The organism is Pseudomonas sp. A-RE-19, assembly GCF_019956555.1.
Classification (GTDB): Bacteria; Pseudomonadota; Gammaproteobacteria; order Pseudomonadales; family Pseudomonadaceae; genus Aquipseudomonas.
The window spans coordinates 37230-52328 of the sequence record NZ_JAHBDQ010000015.1 but is presented as its reverse complement, the minus strand read 5'-3'; the positions used below and the strand labels follow the sequence as shown (position 1 = coordinate 52328).

General features: G+C 59.0%; 17 protein-coding genes. 8 read left to right on the top strand and 9 right to left on the bottom strand.

Annotation, left to right across the window (positions count from 1 at the left end; translation table 11 throughout):
• Positions 1–56: 56 nt before the first annotated feature.
• Positions 57–557 (bottom strand): thiol peroxidase, encoded by a 501-nt coding sequence (gene tpx / locus KGB14_RS11865; RefSeq protein WP_223486770.1) that lies wholly within the window; start codon positions 555–557, stop codon positions 57–59.
• A 349-nt stretch (positions 558–906) separates the two neighbouring features.
• Between tpx and KGB14_RS11860 the strand changes: the two genes are divergently transcribed.
• A complete protein-coding gene (locus tag KGB14_RS11860) occupies positions 907–1332 on the top strand; it encodes a YciI family protein (protein WP_223486768.1) in 426 nt (141 codons plus the stop codon).
• Positions 1333–1694: 362 nt separating this feature from the next.
• On the opposite strand, the gene KGB14_RS11855 is transcribed toward KGB14_RS11860, so the two are convergent.
• The 3 genes from KGB14_RS11855 to KGB14_RS11845 all read right to left on the bottom strand — a co-directional run bounded on the left by KGB14_RS11855 (position 1695) and on the right by KGB14_RS11845 (position 5088).
• A complete protein-coding gene (locus tag KGB14_RS11855; protein WP_223486766.1) occupies positions 1695–2663 on the bottom strand; it encodes a hypothetical protein in 969 nt (322 codons plus the stop codon).
• 260 nt (positions 2664–2923) lie between these two features.
• Complete coding sequence (locus tag KGB14_RS11850; protein WP_223486764.1) at positions 2924–3418, bottom strand: DUF934 domain-containing protein; 495 nt, start codon at positions 3416–3418, stop codon at positions 2924–2926.
• On the bottom strand, positions 3415–5088 hold the full coding sequence (locus KGB14_RS11845; protein ID WP_223486762.1) for a nitrite/sulfite reductase: 1674 nt from the start codon (positions 5086–5088) through the stop codon (positions 3415–3417). The genes KGB14_RS11850 and KGB14_RS11845 overlap by 4 nt, the downstream gene beginning before the upstream one ends.
• 429 nt (positions 5089–5517) lie before the next feature.
• Between KGB14_RS11845 and ccoN the strand changes: the two genes are divergently transcribed.
• Together ccoN and KGB14_RS11835 are read left to right on the top strand one after the other, a co-directional pair.
• Positions 5518–6945, top strand: a complete 1428-nt coding sequence (ccoN, locus tag KGB14_RS11840; RefSeq protein WP_223486760.1) for a cytochrome-c oxidase, cbb3-type subunit I — start codon at positions 5518–5520, stop codon at positions 6943–6945.
• 15 nt (positions 6946–6960) lie between these two features.
• Positions 6961–7182, top strand: coding sequence for a cbb3-type cytochrome c oxidase subunit 3 (locus KGB14_RS11835; RefSeq protein ID WP_223486758.1), 222 nt, complete (start codon positions 6961–6963; stop codon positions 7180–7182).
• 177 nt (positions 7183–7359) lie between these two features.
• On the opposite strand, the gene KGB14_RS11830 is transcribed toward KGB14_RS11835, so the two are convergent.
• Together KGB14_RS11830 and KGB14_RS11825 are read right to left on the bottom strand one after the other, a co-directional pair.
• A complete protein-coding gene (locus KGB14_RS11830; protein ID WP_223486755.1) occupies positions 7360–7854 on the bottom strand; it encodes a hypothetical protein in 495 nt (164 codons plus the stop codon).
• 70 nt (positions 7855–7924) lie between these two features.
• The gene (locus KGB14_RS11825) at positions 7925–8701 is read right to left on the bottom strand and encodes a helix-turn-helix domain-containing protein (protein ID WP_223486753.1); all 777 of its coding nucleotides are present in this window, start codon (positions 8699–8701) and stop codon (positions 7925–7927) included.
• A 93-nt stretch (positions 8702–8794) separates the two neighbouring features.
• Here KGB14_RS11825 and KGB14_RS11820 point away from each other — a divergent pair, with 93 nt between their 5' ends.
• Positions 8795–9487: an aspartate/glutamate racemase family protein gene (locus KGB14_RS11820; RefSeq protein WP_223486751.1), complete on the top strand. Its 693-nt coding sequence runs from the start codon at positions 8795–8797 to the stop codon at positions 9485–9487.
• A 130-nt stretch (positions 9488–9617) separates the two neighbouring features.
• Here KGB14_RS11820 and KGB14_RS11815 read toward each other — a convergent pair whose 3' ends face one another.
• A complete protein-coding gene (locus KGB14_RS11815) occupies positions 9618–10142 on the bottom strand; it encodes a GNAT family N-acetyltransferase (RefSeq protein ID WP_223486749.1) in 525 nt (174 codons plus the stop codon).
• A gap of 279 nt (positions 10143–10421) precedes the next feature.
• Between KGB14_RS11815 and KGB14_RS11810 the strand changes: the two genes are divergently transcribed.
• Positions 10422–10571, top strand: a complete 150-nt coding sequence (locus tag KGB14_RS11810) for a hypothetical protein (protein ID WP_223486747.1) — start codon at positions 10422–10424, stop codon at positions 10569–10571.
• A 126-nt stretch (positions 10572–10697) separates the two neighbouring features.
• On the opposite strand, the gene KGB14_RS11805 is transcribed toward KGB14_RS11810, so the two are convergent.
• Positions 10698–11678, bottom strand: coding sequence for a LysR family transcriptional regulator (locus KGB14_RS11805; RefSeq protein ID WP_223486745.1), 981 nt, complete (start codon positions 11676–11678; stop codon positions 10698–10700).
• 84 nt (positions 11679–11762) lie between these two features.
• On the bottom strand, positions 11763–12203 hold the full coding sequence (locus tag KGB14_RS11800) for a carboxymuconolactone decarboxylase family protein (protein WP_223486743.1): 441 nt from the start codon (positions 12201–12203) through the stop codon (positions 11763–11765).
• Positions 12204–12408: 205 nt separating this feature from the next.
• On the opposite strand from KGB14_RS11800, the gene KGB14_RS11795 reads away from it, so the two are divergent.
• The 3 genes from KGB14_RS11795 (at position 12409) to KGB14_RS11785 (ending at position 14906) form a co-directional block, all read left to right on the top strand.
• Positions 12409–13842: a PLP-dependent aminotransferase family protein gene (locus KGB14_RS11795; protein WP_223486741.1), complete on the top strand. Its 1434-nt coding sequence runs from the start codon at positions 12409–12411 to the stop codon at positions 13840–13842.
• Positions 13843–13965: 123 nt separating this feature from the next.
• Positions 13966–14259: an antibiotic biosynthesis monooxygenase family protein gene (locus KGB14_RS11790; RefSeq protein ID WP_223486739.1), complete on the top strand. Its 294-nt coding sequence runs from the start codon at positions 13966–13968 to the stop codon at positions 14257–14259.
• Positions 14260–14489: 230 nt separating this feature from the next.
• Positions 14490–14906: a cupin domain-containing protein gene (locus tag KGB14_RS11785; protein ID WP_223486737.1), complete on the top strand. Its 417-nt coding sequence runs from the start codon at positions 14490–14492 to the stop codon at positions 14904–14906.
• The last annotated feature ends 193 nt before the right edge of the window (positions 14907–15099 follow it).

Below are 15099 nucleotides of genomic sequence, written 5' to 3'. Positions count from 1 at the left end.
GCACAAATGAAAACGGCCTGGACAGGGCCAGGCCGTTAACAATTGTAAAACTTCGCTTATTTCAGTACGGCGAGCGCTGCGTCGTAGTTCGGCTCTTCAGCGATTTCCTTGACCAGTTCGCTATGCAGAACCTTGTCGTTTTCGTCCAGAACCACGACGGCACGGGCGGTCAGGCCTTTGAGTGGGCCATCGGCAATCGCCACGCCGTAGTTCTCGATGAACTCGGCACCGCGCAGGGTCGACAGGTTCTGCACGTTTTCCAGGCCTTCAGCGCCGCAGAAACGAGCCTGGGCGAACGGCAGGTCAGCGGAGATGCACAGCACGACGGTGTTGGCGACATCATTGGCCTGGGCGTTGAACTTGCGCACGGAGGTGGCGCAGGTCGGGGTGTCGATGCTTGGGAAGATGTTCAGCACTTTGCGCTTGCCGGCGAAGCTCGCCAGGGTCACGTCGGACAGATTGCCGGCAACCAGGGAAAAGGCTGGCGCCTGGGAACCGGCTTGTGGCAGTTGGCCGTTGACTTGAACCGGGTTGCCTTTAAGAGTGACTTGAGCCATGAACGGAGTCCTTCTGAACGTTGATGTAGAGATTTTGACGAGGCCAAAGTTAACCACGAAATGGTCTGGCGACCTATGCCCAGATACAAATTGTGATAGGTCGTCGCACAAAACTGGATACAAACGCTTCAACAAAACTTGCTAACACTGCATAAGCCCGTGGGAGCGGGCTTGCTCGCGAAGGGAGCTTCGCCACAAAAGCAAGATCAAAAGATCACAGCCTTCGGCAGCGCCTGCAGGGATACGGGGCACCAGAAGGTTCTTGGCGATTGCGTTTAGTCGTGTTGTCGATTTAGCCCATGGCCATTCGACTAGACAGTGAGTCATTCAAATCCAGTGGAGAACTGCCATGCGATTCATGATCATTGTGAAAGCCAGCCCGGATTCCGAGGCCGGTGTGATGCCCAGCGAAGAACTGATGACCGCGATGGGCAATTTCAACGAGGAACTGGCCAAGGCCGGCATCCTTATCGATTGCGACGGCCTGCAGCCCAGCAGCAAAGGCGCCCGCGTGCGTTTCTCGGGAGACCAGCGCACGGTGATCGACGGCCCGTTTATTGAAACCAAGGAACTGATCGCCGGCTATTGGCTGTGGCAGGTGAAGTCGAAAGAGGAAGCGATCGAGTGGGTCAAGCGCTGCCCCAACCCGATGCCGGGTACAGAGGCCGAGATCGAGATTCGCCAGGTGTTCGAGGCCGAAGACTTCGGTGCCGAGTTCACACCGCAGTTGCGCGAGCAGGAAGAGCGAGTGCGTGCGCAGGCGAAGAAGCACTGAAGCACTGAAGCACACCTGATGCACCTGATGCACCTGATGTATCGTAGGAGCTGCCGAAGGCTGCGATCTTTTGATCTTGCTCTTTCCGAGCCCGCCAAAAGCAAGATCAAAAGATCGCAGCCTTCGGCAGCTCCTACACGGGGTACCGGGATTGCGGAGGATTTAGTGGTATCGGGAGGCCGCTTTCGCGAGCAGGCTCGCTCCCACATTTGATCTCTGGCGTACACAAAATCTGTGATCGAAACAGAATCAATGTGGGAGCGAGCCTGCTCGCGAAGAAGCCCTCAGCCGCGCCGCATTACTTTGCCCGCGAAGACATCAGCTCAAACAACACAAAACCTCATCTGGATAACCCTGGTCAATCACCAGGAAGATCCGCTTTTCGCCGCCAACTCCCGCCGACTATTGGCCCGCATCGCCTTGATCAACGACACCGTGCCCACGAGGATGATCACGGCGGCGAACAGGAAGTCGATGGTGTACAGCTGGAAGTCATTCAACGGCCCCACCAGAAACACCCGGATCGCACCAATACTCACCAGCGTCGCGAGAAAATCGATGCCCGGCTCATCGCGATAGAACACGTGCATCAGCGGCAGACACATCACCAGCAACAACAGCAGCACAATCACCTTGAACGAGCCCTTGCGCTCGACGCTGAACGCGCACTCGTTGGCGCCGTAAGGCTTGTAGTCTTCCTCGCTGATCAACGAATTTTTCTCGTTGATGTACTCGACACGGTTGTACTTCTGGGTCGGCGTAAAGGTGTTCGACATCTCCATGCCGGTGGTAATGTGCCTGAACTTCAGGTCAATGCGCTCATTGCCTTTGAGGATGTACAGCACCGGCTTGTAGCCGTAGCGATAGGAGTCGAAGGGAAAGTCCGTCGCCCGCCCCTGGACATCGATGGGTCTGGACTCAAGTTCCGCGTAGGCACTTTTGTTGGTCGAAGACAGGTTACGGCTCAGGGGTTTGATCTTGACCTGTTCCATGAGAATCGGCGCAATGCCGTAGGACCACTGCATGGGCTCCATGCGCAGCCGCAGCTCGTTGCGGCCCAGGTCATAACGATCAAAGGTTCGTTCGGAGACGATGACCGCGCCCGAGAGCATGAACTCGCCGTGAACGTTGTTGGTGATGCGCAGCGACAGTCGATCCTTGCCCAACCCACCGGTATCGCTGGCCGGCGGCGTGCCACACCAGGCGTAGCTGCTGAACGTCTCCCCGAGCTGGCCGTTACGGTTCTCTTTGAACACGTAAAAATAACTGCCCCACAGGGCCGCCATCAGCAGCAACGCAAAAAGCCCTAAAATTTTCTTGCCCGCGCTCAAACCAGACTCCTTTCTTTGCTGACTCCTTATGAGGCGCGGACTCTACCAAAATGCCATCATTGGCCCAAGCAAAAGATCGCAGCCTTTGTAGGAGCTGCCGAAGGCTGCGATCTTTTGATCTTGTCGTTGCAACTGACGCCGAAGATCAAAAGATCGCAGGCTTCGCCAGCTCCTACGCCGACCGTGTACACCCGTGATTCTGCGGCGTACGCAACCTCCGTAGGAGCTGCCGAAGGCTGCGATCTTTGATCTTGATGTTCCTACCGCCGCCGAAACAACGGCCGCGGCTCGATCACCGAGCGGCCATACAACACGCTCATCCCGGCCAGTCCCTTGAGCGCATCTTCAGCAGATTTGTCTTCGCGCACGGCAAAACTGTCGAAACCGCATTGGCGCATGTGGCTGAGTTGATCGCGCAGCACATCGCCAATCGCGCGTAATTCGCCTTGCCAACCGAAACGCGTACGCAACAGATAGGCCTGGCTGTAGGCACGTCCGTCGCGAAAACTCGGGAAATCCAGGGCAATCAGCGGCAGGTCGGGAAACCATGGGGCCAGGTTTGTCACTTCGTCGTTGGGAGCCAGCCAGACGCCTTCGAGCGCTGATGTCCTGTCGGCATTCAACGCCAGCCACTGGGGTAACGGCAGTATCAGCGGTCCGGCCGGCAACTGCTCCGTTGTTTCACGAATCAGCTGCCACGGGTCGTCGCGCACCCACTCGGCGCCGCCGTCTTGCAAACGCAGCAGATTGTTCATGCCGACACCTCCAGCATTTTCGGGTAAACCCGCTCCTTGAAGGGCTCCAGACCGATGCGTGCCAAGGTATCGACGAACAGTTCCTCACTCTCCCGGTAGCGAACGAATGTGCCAATGATCTGTTCAATGACATCAGGCACTTCGGCGGCGCTGAAGGACGGGCCGATGACTTTGCCCAACGCGCTGTTCTTGCCCTGGGCGCCGCCGAGGGTGATCTGGTACCACTCACTGCCGTTTTTATCGACGCCAAGAATGCCGATGTTGCCGATGTGGTGATGGCCGCAGGCGTTCATGCAGCCAGAGATGTTCAGGCTGATATCGCCCAGGTCATGCAGGTAATCCAGATTCTCGAAGCGCACCTGAATCGCTTGCGCGATGGGGATTGATTTGGCGTTGGCCAGCGCGCAGAAATCACCGCCCGGGCAAGCGATGATGTCGGTCAGCAAGCCGATATTGGCGCACCCCAGGCCTTGCTCGCAGGCCAGGCACCACAGGGGATAAAGGTCCGTCTTGGGCACGTCCGGCAAGACGATGTTCTGTTCATGGGCAATGCGGATTTCGCCGAAACCAAACTGCTCGGACCACTGGGCCACCGCTTCCATTTGCTCGGCCGTGACATCCCCCGGTGGCGCGGCGATGCCCGGTTTGGTCGACAGCACCACGCTGGCGTAACCCTGCACCTTGTGCGGTTGAACGTTGCGCGCCACCCAACGGGCGAACGCCGGATTCTCGGCCAGGCGTGTGCCGAAGCCCAGATCGGTGCCCGCCAGTGAACGGTAATCGGGTGGCACAAAGGCACTGGCGACACGCTCATACTCAACGTCGGTCAACTGCGCCGGGCCGTCCTTGAGGTGCTGCCACTCCTCCTCCACTTCCTTGGCGAACGCTTCGATACCCAAGGCCTTGACCAGAATCTTGATCCGCGCCTTGTACTTGTTATCGCGCCGTCCGTGACGGTTATAGACCCGCAACACCGCTTCGACGTAGGACAGCAGGTGCTGCCACGGCAAGCCTTCGCGGATCTGCAAACCGAGGATCGGTGTGCGCCCCAAGCCGCCGCCAACGATCACCCGCAAGAGCATTTGTCCGCTGTCATCGCGATAAAGATAAAGGCCGATGTCATGCATCATGATGGCCGCGCGGTCCTGTTTCGCCGAGCAGATGGCGATCTTGAATTTGCGCGGCAGGAACAGGAACTCCGGGTTGATGGTCGACCATTGCCGCAGGATCTCCGCCAGCGGGCGCGGGTCCATCAGTTCGTCCGCAGCGACCCCGGCAAAGGCTTCGGTGGTGATGTTGCGCACGCAATTGCCGGAAGTCTGGATGGCGTGCATTTCCACCTGGGCCAGGCGTTCGAGGATGTCCGGCACCTGGGCCAGTTCGATCCAGTTGAACTGCATGTTCTGCCGGGTGGTGAAGTGGCCGTAACCCCGATCGTAGTCCCGCGCAATGCTCGCCAGAATGCGCATTTGTTTCGCGCTCAGCGTGCCGTAGGGAATTGCCACGCGCAGCATGTAGGCATGCTTTTGCATGTACAGGCCGTTCTGCAAACGCAGGGGCAGGAACTCTTCTTCGCTCAATTCCCCGGCCATGAAACGTTCGACCTGATCGTGAAACTGCGCAACACGCTCGAACACCAGGGCCCGGTCATAGTCGTCGTACTGATACATGTAGCTGCCTCATCAGGATTATCGGGCTCTGCGGCTAATGCCAGTCAGTCAAGGATTTGAATACCGCAATCCATGTGGGAGCGAGCCTGCTCGCGATGGCGGTTACGCATTCAACACATGTGCTGCTTGTCAGTCCGCTATCGCGAGCAGGCTCGCTCCCACAAGGTCTGCGCCTAAACTGATCGGCATCAGGCTCTGCGGCTCGCTCTTGGGGTGCAACTATGCGGCAGCAGCGCAGCACGTTACAGATTCAGCTAAACACTAAAAAACCGTATCAGCACGCAGCGTATGGCCGCAGGCCCGCATCGCAGCTGATCCGCATAAACTCGGTTTTTCTGAGTCTGTTTTGTTTGCGGCAGGGTTTCTACAGTTCATGGCATGCCAGACCGGGTGGCCTGGCAAGACTTTGCAACCGTGGAAGAACTGACCATGAGCACAGCAACAATCGGACAGGCCTATAACTACAAGGTCGTTCGCCAATTCGTCGTGGCAACCATTGTCTGGGGTGTCGTCGGGATGGCGATGGGGGTATGGATCGCCTCGCAGCTGGTATGGCCCGAGATGAACCTCAACCTGCCGTGGACCACCTTCGGCCGCTTGCGCCCGCTGCACACCAGCCTGGTGATTTTCGGCTTTGCCGGCAGCGCGCAATTCGCCGCCAGTTACTACGCAGTGCAACGCACCTGCCAGGTGCGGTTGTACTCTGACAAGCTCGCCGCGTTCACCTTCTGGGGCTGGCAATCGGTGATCGTGGTGATGCTGATTACTCTGCCGCTGGGCTACACCACCACCAAGGAATACGCCGAGATCGAATTCTCCGGCGCGGTGTGGATGACGGTGGTCTGGGTCGCTTACGCCATCGTGTTTTTCACCACCGTGGTGCAACGCAAAACCAGGCACATCTACGTCGGCAACTGGTTTTTCGGTGCGTTCATCGTGGTGATCGCCATGCTGCACGTGGTCAATCACCTGTCGATTCCGGTGGACTGGTTCAAGTCGTATCCGGTGTACTCCGGGGCCACCGACGCCATGGTGCAATGGTGGTACGGGCATAACGCCGTAGGCTTCTTCCTGACCACCGGCTTCCTCGGGATGATGTATTACTTCGTGCCGAAACAGGTCGGGCGGCCGGTGTATTCCTATCGCTTGTCGATCGTGCACTTCTGGGCGCTGATCACCCTGTACATCTGGGCCGGCCCGCACCACTTGCACTACACCGCGCTGCCGGACTGGGCGCAGTCGCTGGGCATGGCGATGTCGCTGATTTTGCTGGCGCCGAGCTGGGGCGGGATGATCAACGGCATGATGACGTTGTCGGGCGCCTGGCATAAGTTGCGCACCGACCCGATCCTGCGTTTTCTGGTGCTGTCACTGGCGTTCTACGGCATGTCGACTTTCGAAGGGCCGATGATGGCGATCAAAACGGTGAACGCCCTCTCCCACTACACCGACTGGACCATCGGCCACGTTCATGCCGGGGCGCTTGGTTGGGTGGCGATGATCACGTTTGGCGCCATCTACCACATGGTCCCGAAAGTCTTCGGCCGCGAGCAGATGTACAGCACGCCGCTGATCAACCTGCACTTCTGGCTTGCGACCATCGGCACCGTGCTGTACATCGCCTCGATGTGGGTCAACGGCATCACCCAGGGTTTGATGTGGCGCGCGATCAACGATGACGGCACGCTGACCTACTCGTTCGTCGAAGCCTTGCAGGCCAGTCATCCGGGGTTTGTGGTGCGTTTCGCCGGTGGGGTTTTCTTCCTCAGCGGCATGTTGCTGATGGCCTACAACACCTGGCGCACGGTGCGGGTTTCGAGCGTCGAGATGGCCGAACTTGAAGCGCAGATTGCCTGAGGCAAGGAGCCTGACATGATTGAGATGGCGTTGAATCTATTAGGTGTTTTGGGGCTTTGGCTGGCGGTTGAATACTGCCTGAAACACCAGACCGCCGAGAGCCTGGATGATGCCAGTCTGATTCCGTTCGCCGATGACCCCGAAGTGGCGCGGCGGGTGGAATTGGCCACGGGCAAAACCGTGAAAGCGGTGGCACCGGAAGAGGTGAAGCCGGGTTGGGGCAACCTCGAAATCTGAGGCACACCCAAACCACTGTGGGAGCTGCAGTGAATACATCATTTGCGAACGCCGCAAATCAATGTGGGAGCGAGCCTGCTCGCGAAAGCGGAGGATCAGTGAACATAAATGCTGATTGCTAAACCGCCATCGCGAGCAGGCTCGCTCCCACAGGGGAATGTGCAATATTCAGAGCATTCAGCCGCGCTCGCGGGGAATCAAACTCTGCAGTTGCTGCGCCAGGAAGTTCGCATCGAAGGCAAAGGTATCCGGGTCTTTCAAACCATTGGTCTTGCGCCACTGCCAATTGCTGGAGGGCGGCAGGCATACCAGCGAAATGCTGCCATAACGCGCGGCGGTCAAGCCCATCACCACCAGGGAAATCTGCCCGCCCGCGCCCATCACGTCCGGCACGAACTCCACCGGTTTCCCGGCGATGACGATACTCAGTTTTTCGGTCTTGAAGGTCGACGTCTCGAGCGGCACGTTTGGCCCGGATGCGACATACGCCTCGCGACTCACCTCCAGCAGGTTCGGCGCCTGAACCGGTTCCAGCCACTGCTGGATCTGATCGAACAACTCACCAATACGCGTCGCCCACACGACCGATTGCGACTCAAACAGTTGCTTCTTGTGCGCTTCGCTTTCTGCGTAGTGGCGAAGCATCTCACCCAGTTGCTGTACGTCGTCCATTGCGGTGTTCCTTTGGTTGAAGCGGTGCTGCGGACTTTGAGCATGGCAGATGCGCGCCACAGGCGTACGACTAAAAGCGTGAACGGTATTGGCAAGGAGTCATGCCCAGGTGTTTGCGAAAGACACTGCCCATGTGGGACTGATGGGCGAAACCGGCATCGAATGCGATACCGGCCAAGGGCAGATCAGTACATTCGATCATCCATCGTGCGGCCTGAAGCCGAACTTCAACCAGGTAAGCGTGCGGTGTCATGCCGATGGCCCGGGTAAAATCGCGCAGAAAGCGCAGCTCGTTTTGCCCATAGGAGGCGGCCAATTGTTCCAGCGTCAGCGGTTGCTGGAACTGCTCGGTGATCTGCTCCATGACGCGGGCGAAAGCCTTGGGCGTGGCACGCTGCCCTGTATCGGTTTGCGAATTCGCGACCCCAACCAGAGCCACCGCACATTGCTCAAGCGCCAGCACATCGGGTTGCGTGACGAACAACTGACGCCGTACCTCTCGCGCCAGGGTCAGCGCCCGTCGATTGCCGCAAGACTGCACGCGGTGGGCAACGGAGGGTAACTGTTCGCTGGCGAACTGCTCGTCCAGGCGCATCAGCAGATACTCACCACCAGTGGCTGATTCGGAAAACACTTCCACGCCGATCGGCGTGTAAGCCATCACACCCGCAAAGGTATCAAAATCTGTCCGTCGGTCAGAATCGATCGCATGCACGCCTCGCTGACGTTCCAGCGTCACCCCAAGGGTTTGCGACTGTGCCGGATCGCGCGCGCTGTACGCCGCACGGGGCAAGAGTTGCAGACAGATTTTGCCGCCCGCAAGGCGCTGGCTCAGCACACTGGGCATGTGAAATTTCCTGATAGATCGCCATGAAGACTCACGGGATACTCTCGAATAAAGACCGCTCTCGCAAGGGCTTGCCATTTACAGGAGTACGACATGCGCACCATCGGCCTTATCGGCGGCATGAGCTGGGAGTCCAGCGCCGAGTATTACCGCCTCATCAACCAGCAGGTACGCGATCGCCTCGGGCCGTTGCGTTCGGCGAAATTGCTGATGTACAGCGTCGACTTCGGCCCTGTCGAACAGGCCCAGCATGCCGGGCGCTGGGACGATGCGGCGGCGATTCTGGTGGATGCGGCCCAGCGTCTGGAAGCTGGCGGCGCCGAGTGCGTGGTGCTGTGTACCAACACCATGCACAAGGTGGCCGGGCAGATTCAGGCCGCGATCGATATTCCGTTCCTGCACATTGCCGACCCGACCGCTCAGGCGGCATTGGACGCCGGTGCGCTGCGGGTGGGTTTGCTGGGCACCGCGTTCACCATGGAGCAGGATTTTCTCAAGGAGCGTCTGACGGCCAAGGGCCTGACGGTGCTGGTGCCGGAGGTCGAGGACCGTCAGGCTGTGCACCGGATCATCTATGACGAGTTGTGCGTCGGGGTGATCAGCGAGGCGTCACGCCAGGTCTATCAACGGGTGATCGAATCGCTGACCGAACGCGGCGCCCAGGCGATCATCCTCGGCTGTACCGAAATCGGCTTGCTGATCAAACCCGAGCACAGCGCCCTGCCCTTGCTCGACACCACCGAACTGCATGCGCAGGCGGCAGTGGCGTTCGCGTTGGGCGACTGACTCGCGCAGAACCTGTAGGAGCGAGGCTTGCCCGCGAAGAACGATGACGCGTAATACCTGAAAAACCGCGTTGCGTTCTTCGCGGGCAAGCCTCGCTCCCACAGGATATTCGTCGCTCAAATTTCTTCACTTACCGGCATTGGGCCTCGAGCGTACGACGCAGGCGCGCCATGCTCAGGGTATCGACCAGTCGACCGTCACGCACCGCGTAATCGCGAAACAGGCCTTCGGTCTCGAAGCCGAATTTCTGGTACAGACCAATGGCCGCTTCGTTGTCGGCGTACACCGAAAGTTCGACCCGTTGCAGGTTCATCCAGTTGTCGGCGACGTCGAGCACCGCCGCCAGTAGTTTCGAACCGACGCCCTTGCCCTGCCATGCAACAGCGACACCCATGCCAAGGCTGCCGGCATGGCTGCGGCGGATTCGCGAGAACTGCTCAAGGCCAATGTTGCCAATGACCGATCCCTGATGCAGCGCCACCAGTTTCACAGCCCGCTCGTTGTCCGCCATCAGGCGTTGGCGCCAGACCTCGGTGGACTGAAACGGCATTTGCAGCACCTGGCGGGCCACGGCCGGGTCGTTGTAGAGCGCGGTGACGCCCTCGATGTGGGATTCGTTGAAGCGTTCGAGTGTAATGACGGAGTCGGCGGGCATGAATGTTTCGTCCTTGATGCGTGCATGGCTGCTTACTCTATAACGGTGCAATCCCATGTGGCGAGGAGGCTTGTCCCTCCTCCAGGGAAAATCAAAAGATCGCAGCCTCTGCAGGCGCTGCCGAAGGCTGCGAAGCGCAGCGCCAACCACCTGCTAGAGTGAAAAGCATACCAATCGACCATCCAGCACCGAGTCGTGCACCGCCACCTGGACTTTCGACTTGAGAAGCGACGTTATTGGCTGGACTGAATGTCACCTTCGGAAAATGAGGAAATTTCTATGAAAGGTTTGCTTCGCGCCGCAGCATTCAGCCTGATGGCGCTTTTCGCCAGTTGTGGTGTCGGTGCCCAGACGCTGCACAGTCATGCAGCGCCGCCTGCCTCCACCGCCGCACCGGCCGATATCCAAGGGCATAGCCAAAGAGATTGATCGTGCCCATGCTCTACGCAGAGCGTGCGAACAGGCTTGCTCGTGAAGGCGACCTGTACAGTCGACATCGATGTCGAATGTGATGGCCCCATCGCGAACAGGCTCGCTTCCACGTTTGAGCAGTGGTTACCCTTCAAACCACTCCCGCCGCTCATTGAAGGTGTTGTGGATCAACTCGACGATCCCCTGCACCTCGGCCTCATTCCGGGAGTCGGCATTGACCGCCATCCACACCTGGCGTTGCATCGGTTGCTTGAAGAGCCCGGGCAATGCCACCAATCCCCGGTCGAACTGGCTCATGTAGTGCGGCAGCAAACCGATGCAGGCGCTGCAACGGATCATCTCCAGCATCAGCTCATAGGAATGCAACTGCACCACCCCTGCCAGGCGCTGCTCGACCAGACTGTTCCACGGCCCAAGGGAGGCGACATGGCGGTCGTGCTGCCATTGCACCAGCATGAAATCAGCCAGGTCTCCCACGCTGTCCGGCCGCGCCGCGACCCGTGAATACCGTTTGGCGATGTGCGGCAGATAGTCCAGCCGTGCCAGACGCTGGGGCTCACTGATGGCGAAACTGGGGCCTGGCAATGGCGAATCGGTGCCGGCCAGCCACACCACCACATCGGCGCTGATTGCTCGCAGCGCCAGTTCGCTGTCCAGGGAAATGATGTCCAGGCGCACACTGGCATTGCGTCGCAGCAGCGAAACCAGATCGCGGCCGAGGATATCGTGCAGGATCGATTCGGCCACGGCCAGGCGAATCAGGGGCTGTTCGATCACGGGCAAGTCGCGTTCACGGGCCAGGGCCATCAGCTGCGCCTGAAGCTGCAAGCCGTCACGACTGAGGGCGAAGCCATTGCCCGAATGGCTGAACAGCGAACACTGCAATTGCGCTTCAAGTTGCGCCAATTGTTTACGCAACTGGGTCGACTTGATATTAAGGCTGCGGGCCGCTTGCATGAAACAACCGCAACGGGCACTGACGCTGAAAGACTGCACCAGCACCGGATCGATGCCGGCTACCCGCGAGTGCAGGGATTCGCGTTGTTCTACGGGCCAGCGGTACTTGGCCATCCCCTGGCGCGAGGTAGATTCCATGAATGACATTGATGACTCCCTGTCGATCTGTCCTTGAGCGTTTATCCTGCTGGCTGTTCATGAACCTGATGTGACAATCGGGCAAAAATTGAATCAACCGCTGGGCGTTTGCCGAAAGCTCACCGCCAGGCGATTCCAGCTGTTGATGGTGCTGACGGCCATTGTCAGGTCGACCAGTTCACCTTCGCTGAACTGCTCCCGGGCCAGGACATAAACGTCGTCTGGCACGTGGCTTTCCGAGAGCAGGGTTACCGCTTCGGTCCAGGCCAGGGCGGCCCGCTCCCGAGGGTTGAAGCAGCTGCTGTCGCGCCAGACCACGATTGCGTACAGCCGGCGATCGGTCTCACCGAAGCGGCGCGCGTCCACCGAGTGCATATCAGTGCAGAAGGCGCAGCCATTGAGCTGCGAGGCGCGGATTCTGATCAGGTTCAGCAAGGCCGGTTCGATGCTCAGGTCGCGGGTCAAGGCCTCCATGGCGATCATGGCTTTCATCGCTTTGGGTGATGCGCTGTAGTAATCCAGGCGGGAGTTCATGGGGCGACCTCATGGAGCGGATAGGTGACTCCAAGGTAGAGGCTGGCCCATGGGCATCACAGGTCCAATTCATCGAAAAAACCATGGACCGCCCGGCAGAAGGCCAATTGATGGCTTTTCATCCACGCAACTTCTACGCAGCGGTTCATGCGGGTAATCTGGCGCGACGCACAGTCGCCTCAACCGCCCCAGGAGCCCCGCCGGTATGGAACTTCATGTTGTCATCAACGGCCGCAAGGACCTGGCAGGCCAGTTGTACCGGCAACTGCGCGACGCCATTGAGTCCGGCCGTCTGGCTGCCGGAGCGCAGTTGCCGCCGAGCCGCTTGCTGGCCGAGCAACTGGGGATTTCGCGCAAGACCATTTCCGACACGTATGCGCAACTGACCTACGAGAACTTCCTCACCGGGGTGATCGGCAAAGGCACTTACGTCAATGCCCGGGCAGCGAAAATCGTCCGCAAGCAAAGCCATTCGGAGCTGGCCAGCTTTGAAGTCATCGAACGCTGGCGCAACCTGCCAACATTCTTGCGCCACCCGACGCTGGAAGGCTCGTTGCGTTACGATTTCATCGGTGGCGCCACCAGCAAAGGCCAGTTTCCACAGGACGATTGGCGCCGCTGCACCTCCCATGCCTTGCGTCAAATTGCCGGTTCCAAAGGTTTCTATAGCCTGCCCGAAGGCCTGCCGGCGCTGCGCAATGCAATCGCACAGCACATCGCGTTTTCGCGCGGGGTCAATTGTCAGGACGAAGACGTGGTGGTGTGCAACGGCGCGCAGCAGGCGCTGGACCTGATTTCCCGGGTGCTGACCCAACCGGGCAGCCTCGTCGCCATGGAAGACCCCGGTTACCCGCCGGCACGCCTGCTGTTCGGGACTCACGGCGCGACAGTGGTCGGCGTGCCGGTGGACGCGCAAGGCATTCAAGTGGAGCTCATTCCCGATGGCACCCGGCTGATTTACGTCACCCCGTCCCACCAGTTCCCGCTGGGCATGCCAATGAGCCAGCCCCGCCGGGAAGCCCTGCTCGCCAGGGCATATGAGCTGGGGGCGATCATCATCGAGGACGACTACGACAGCGAATTCCGCTACGAAGGCCGGCCCACCGACTCGCTGCAAAGCCTGGATGAGCGCGGCATCGTCGCCTACGTCGGCACCTTCTCGAAGACCCTGTTGCCGGAACTGCGGCTGGGGTATGCGATTTTGCCGCCGGCCATTCTCGAAGCAGTGATCCGCGCCAAGCAGCTCACCGACCTGCATACCTCCACCCTGCCCCAATGGGCGCTGGCCAAGTTCATCGCCGAGGGCTGCCTGCTCAAGCACATCCGGCGCTGCCATACGATTTACGCCGGGCGCCGTGAGCGGATCCTGGCGCGCATGGCGGGTGACCTTTCGCCGTGGTTTGAAGCAGTCCCGACCACGGCCGGGTTCCACATGGCGGTGCTGTGTAAGGTGCCGGTCGATATTCCATTGGTGATCGAACTGGCCAAAAAAGTCGAAGTGGGGCTCTATGCCCTGGACAGCTTTTTTTACCAGCAAGCGCCGCGGGCCGGGCTTTTCCTGGGATTCGGCGCGATCGAAACCCTGGACATCGACATCGCCCTGGACCGTTTGCGGGACATTTTGCAGCAGGTCAGCTGACGGATTGGTCTGTGGCTTTATCCGGCGATTGGCTATTGGCGGCCTGGGGGGGCAGGCCTATCCTGAATGGGCGTTATCCCTCAATGAGCAGGATTCGTCCGGCCTGATTCAGGAGTGTGAGCAATGTCCAACGAAGTGATCAACACCGTAAAGGTGCAGGCCGCCGCCGGCCGCTCGGATGAACTGGGTAAGCAACTGCAAAAGATTGTCGAAACCCTGCGTGAACTGCCAGGCTGTGATTCCTATATGGTCGACCGTTGCCCCGAGGACGACACCCGCTGGACGGTCAGCGCCCGCTGGCAATCGGAAGCGGCCATGCAATCGCACTTCAACTGCCCCGAAGTACAAGGCTTTATCGGCCTGATCGACAGCCGACTGGCCAATGCCGTCGATTTCAATAGTTTTCCAATCGTTTAAAAACAAGATCAAAAGATCGCAGCCTTCGGCAGCTCCTACAGAATTTGTGTCCGCCCGATGTTTCACCGGTGTACGCAATTCCCCCGTAGGAGCTGCGGAACGCTGCGATCTTTTGATTTTGACCTGCTTGATTGGTCCCCTCACCTTCCCGAAAATTGGCCGTTTGATTGCCCGATAGCGCGGCTTACTGTGGCCCCTGACAACTCACCACCTCAGGTAATCAACCATGAATGCGCTTCGTTTTTTTTGCTGCCCCTCTCATCGCCCTGACGCTTGGCATTTCAACCTCGGCATTCGCCAACGACACCGCAGCCCCTTCAGAAAAAGTCACCGTTTTGCAGGACCAGATGCTGAAAAACGCACCCGGCAAAAAAGCGTTGATGATCGAAGTCGATTACCAACCGGGCCAATCGTCCATCGCCCATAAACATCAAGGCACGGCCATGGCTTACGTGCTTTCGGGGGAGATTGTTTCTCAAGTCAAAGGTGAAAAAGCGGTCACCTACAAGGCCGGCGAGTTCTGGTACGAACCGGCCGGATCGGAACATCTGGTCTCGAAAAACGCCAGCGCCACCCAACCCGCCAAGCTGCTGGTGTTCATGGTGTTGGCCCCGGATGAGAAAGTGCTGATTCCTTTGGAGAACTGATCGCTGTCAAAAAGTCTCGGTGCGGCTGATGGCCTCTTCGCGGGCAAGCCTCGCTCCTACAGGGTTAGCGGCAAGTGAACGACACCTGCCATGTAGGAGCGAGGCTTGCCCGCGAAGAGGCCCGAGCAGACACCACAAAACCTTCAGACAAAAAAAAGCCCCATCTCTTTCGAGACGGGGCTTTTTCATTCAA

What these genes read in the sequence shown, in the direction of transcription:
- tpx (WP_223486770.1), bottom strand. Translation starts at nt 557, where the DNA reads ATGGCTCAAGTCACTCTTAAAGGCAACCCGGTTCAAGTCAACGGCCAA.
- KGB14_RS11860 (WP_223486768.1), top strand. Translation starts at nt 907, where the DNA reads ATGCGATTCATGATCATTGTGAAAGCCAGCCCGGATTCCGAGGCCGGT.
- KGB14_RS11850 (WP_223486764.1), bottom strand. Translation starts at nt 3,418, where the DNA reads ATGAACAATCTGCTGCGTTTGCAAGACGGCGGCGCCGAGTGGGTGCGC.
- KGB14_RS11845 (WP_223486762.1), bottom strand. Translation starts at nt 5,088, where the DNA reads ATGTATCAGTACGACGACTATGACCGGGCCCTGGTGTTCGAGCGTGTT.
- ccoN (WP_223486760.1), top strand. Translation starts at nt 5,518, where the DNA reads ATGAGCACAGCAACAATCGGACAGGCCTATAACTACAAGGTCGTTCGC.
- KGB14_RS11835 (WP_223486758.1), top strand. Translation starts at nt 6,961, where the DNA reads ATGATTGAGATGGCGTTGAATCTATTAGGTGTTTTGGGGCTTTGGCTG.
- KGB14_RS11830 (WP_223486755.1), bottom strand. Translation starts at nt 7,854, where the DNA reads ATGGACGACGTACAGCAACTGGGTGAGATGCTTCGCCACTACGCAGAA.
- KGB14_RS11825 (WP_223486753.1), bottom strand. Translation starts at nt 8,701, where the DNA reads ATGCCCAGTGTGCTGAGCCAGCGCCTTGCGGGCGGCAAAATCTGTCTG.
- KGB14_RS11820 (WP_223486751.1), top strand. Translation starts at nt 8,795, where the DNA reads ATGCGCACCATCGGCCTTATCGGCGGCATGAGCTGGGAGTCCAGCGCC.
- KGB14_RS11815 (WP_223486749.1), bottom strand. Translation starts at nt 10,142, where the DNA reads ATGCCCGCCGACTCCGTCATTACACTCGAACGCTTCAACGAATCCCAC.
- KGB14_RS11810 (WP_223486747.1), top strand. Translation starts at nt 10,422, where the DNA reads ATGAAAGGTTTGCTTCGCGCCGCAGCATTCAGCCTGATGGCGCTTTTC.
- KGB14_RS11805 (WP_223486745.1), bottom strand. Translation starts at nt 11,678, where the DNA reads ATGTCATTCATGGAATCTACCTCGCGCCAGGGGATGGCCAAGTACCGC.
- KGB14_RS11800 (WP_223486743.1), bottom strand. Translation starts at nt 12,203, where the DNA reads ATGAACTCCCGCCTGGATTACTACAGCGCATCACCCAAAGCGATGAAA.
- KGB14_RS11795 (WP_223486741.1), top strand. Translation starts at nt 12,409, where the DNA reads ATGGAACTTCATGTTGTCATCAACGGCCGCAAGGACCTGGCAGGCCAG.
- KGB14_RS11790 (WP_223486739.1), top strand. Translation starts at nt 13,966, where the DNA reads ATGTCCAACGAAGTGATCAACACCGTAAAGGTGCAGGCCGCCGCCGGC.
- KGB14_RS11785 (WP_223486737.1), top strand. Translation starts at nt 14,490, where the DNA reads ATGCGCTTCGTTTTTTTTGCTGCCCCTCTCATCGCCCTGACGCTTGGC.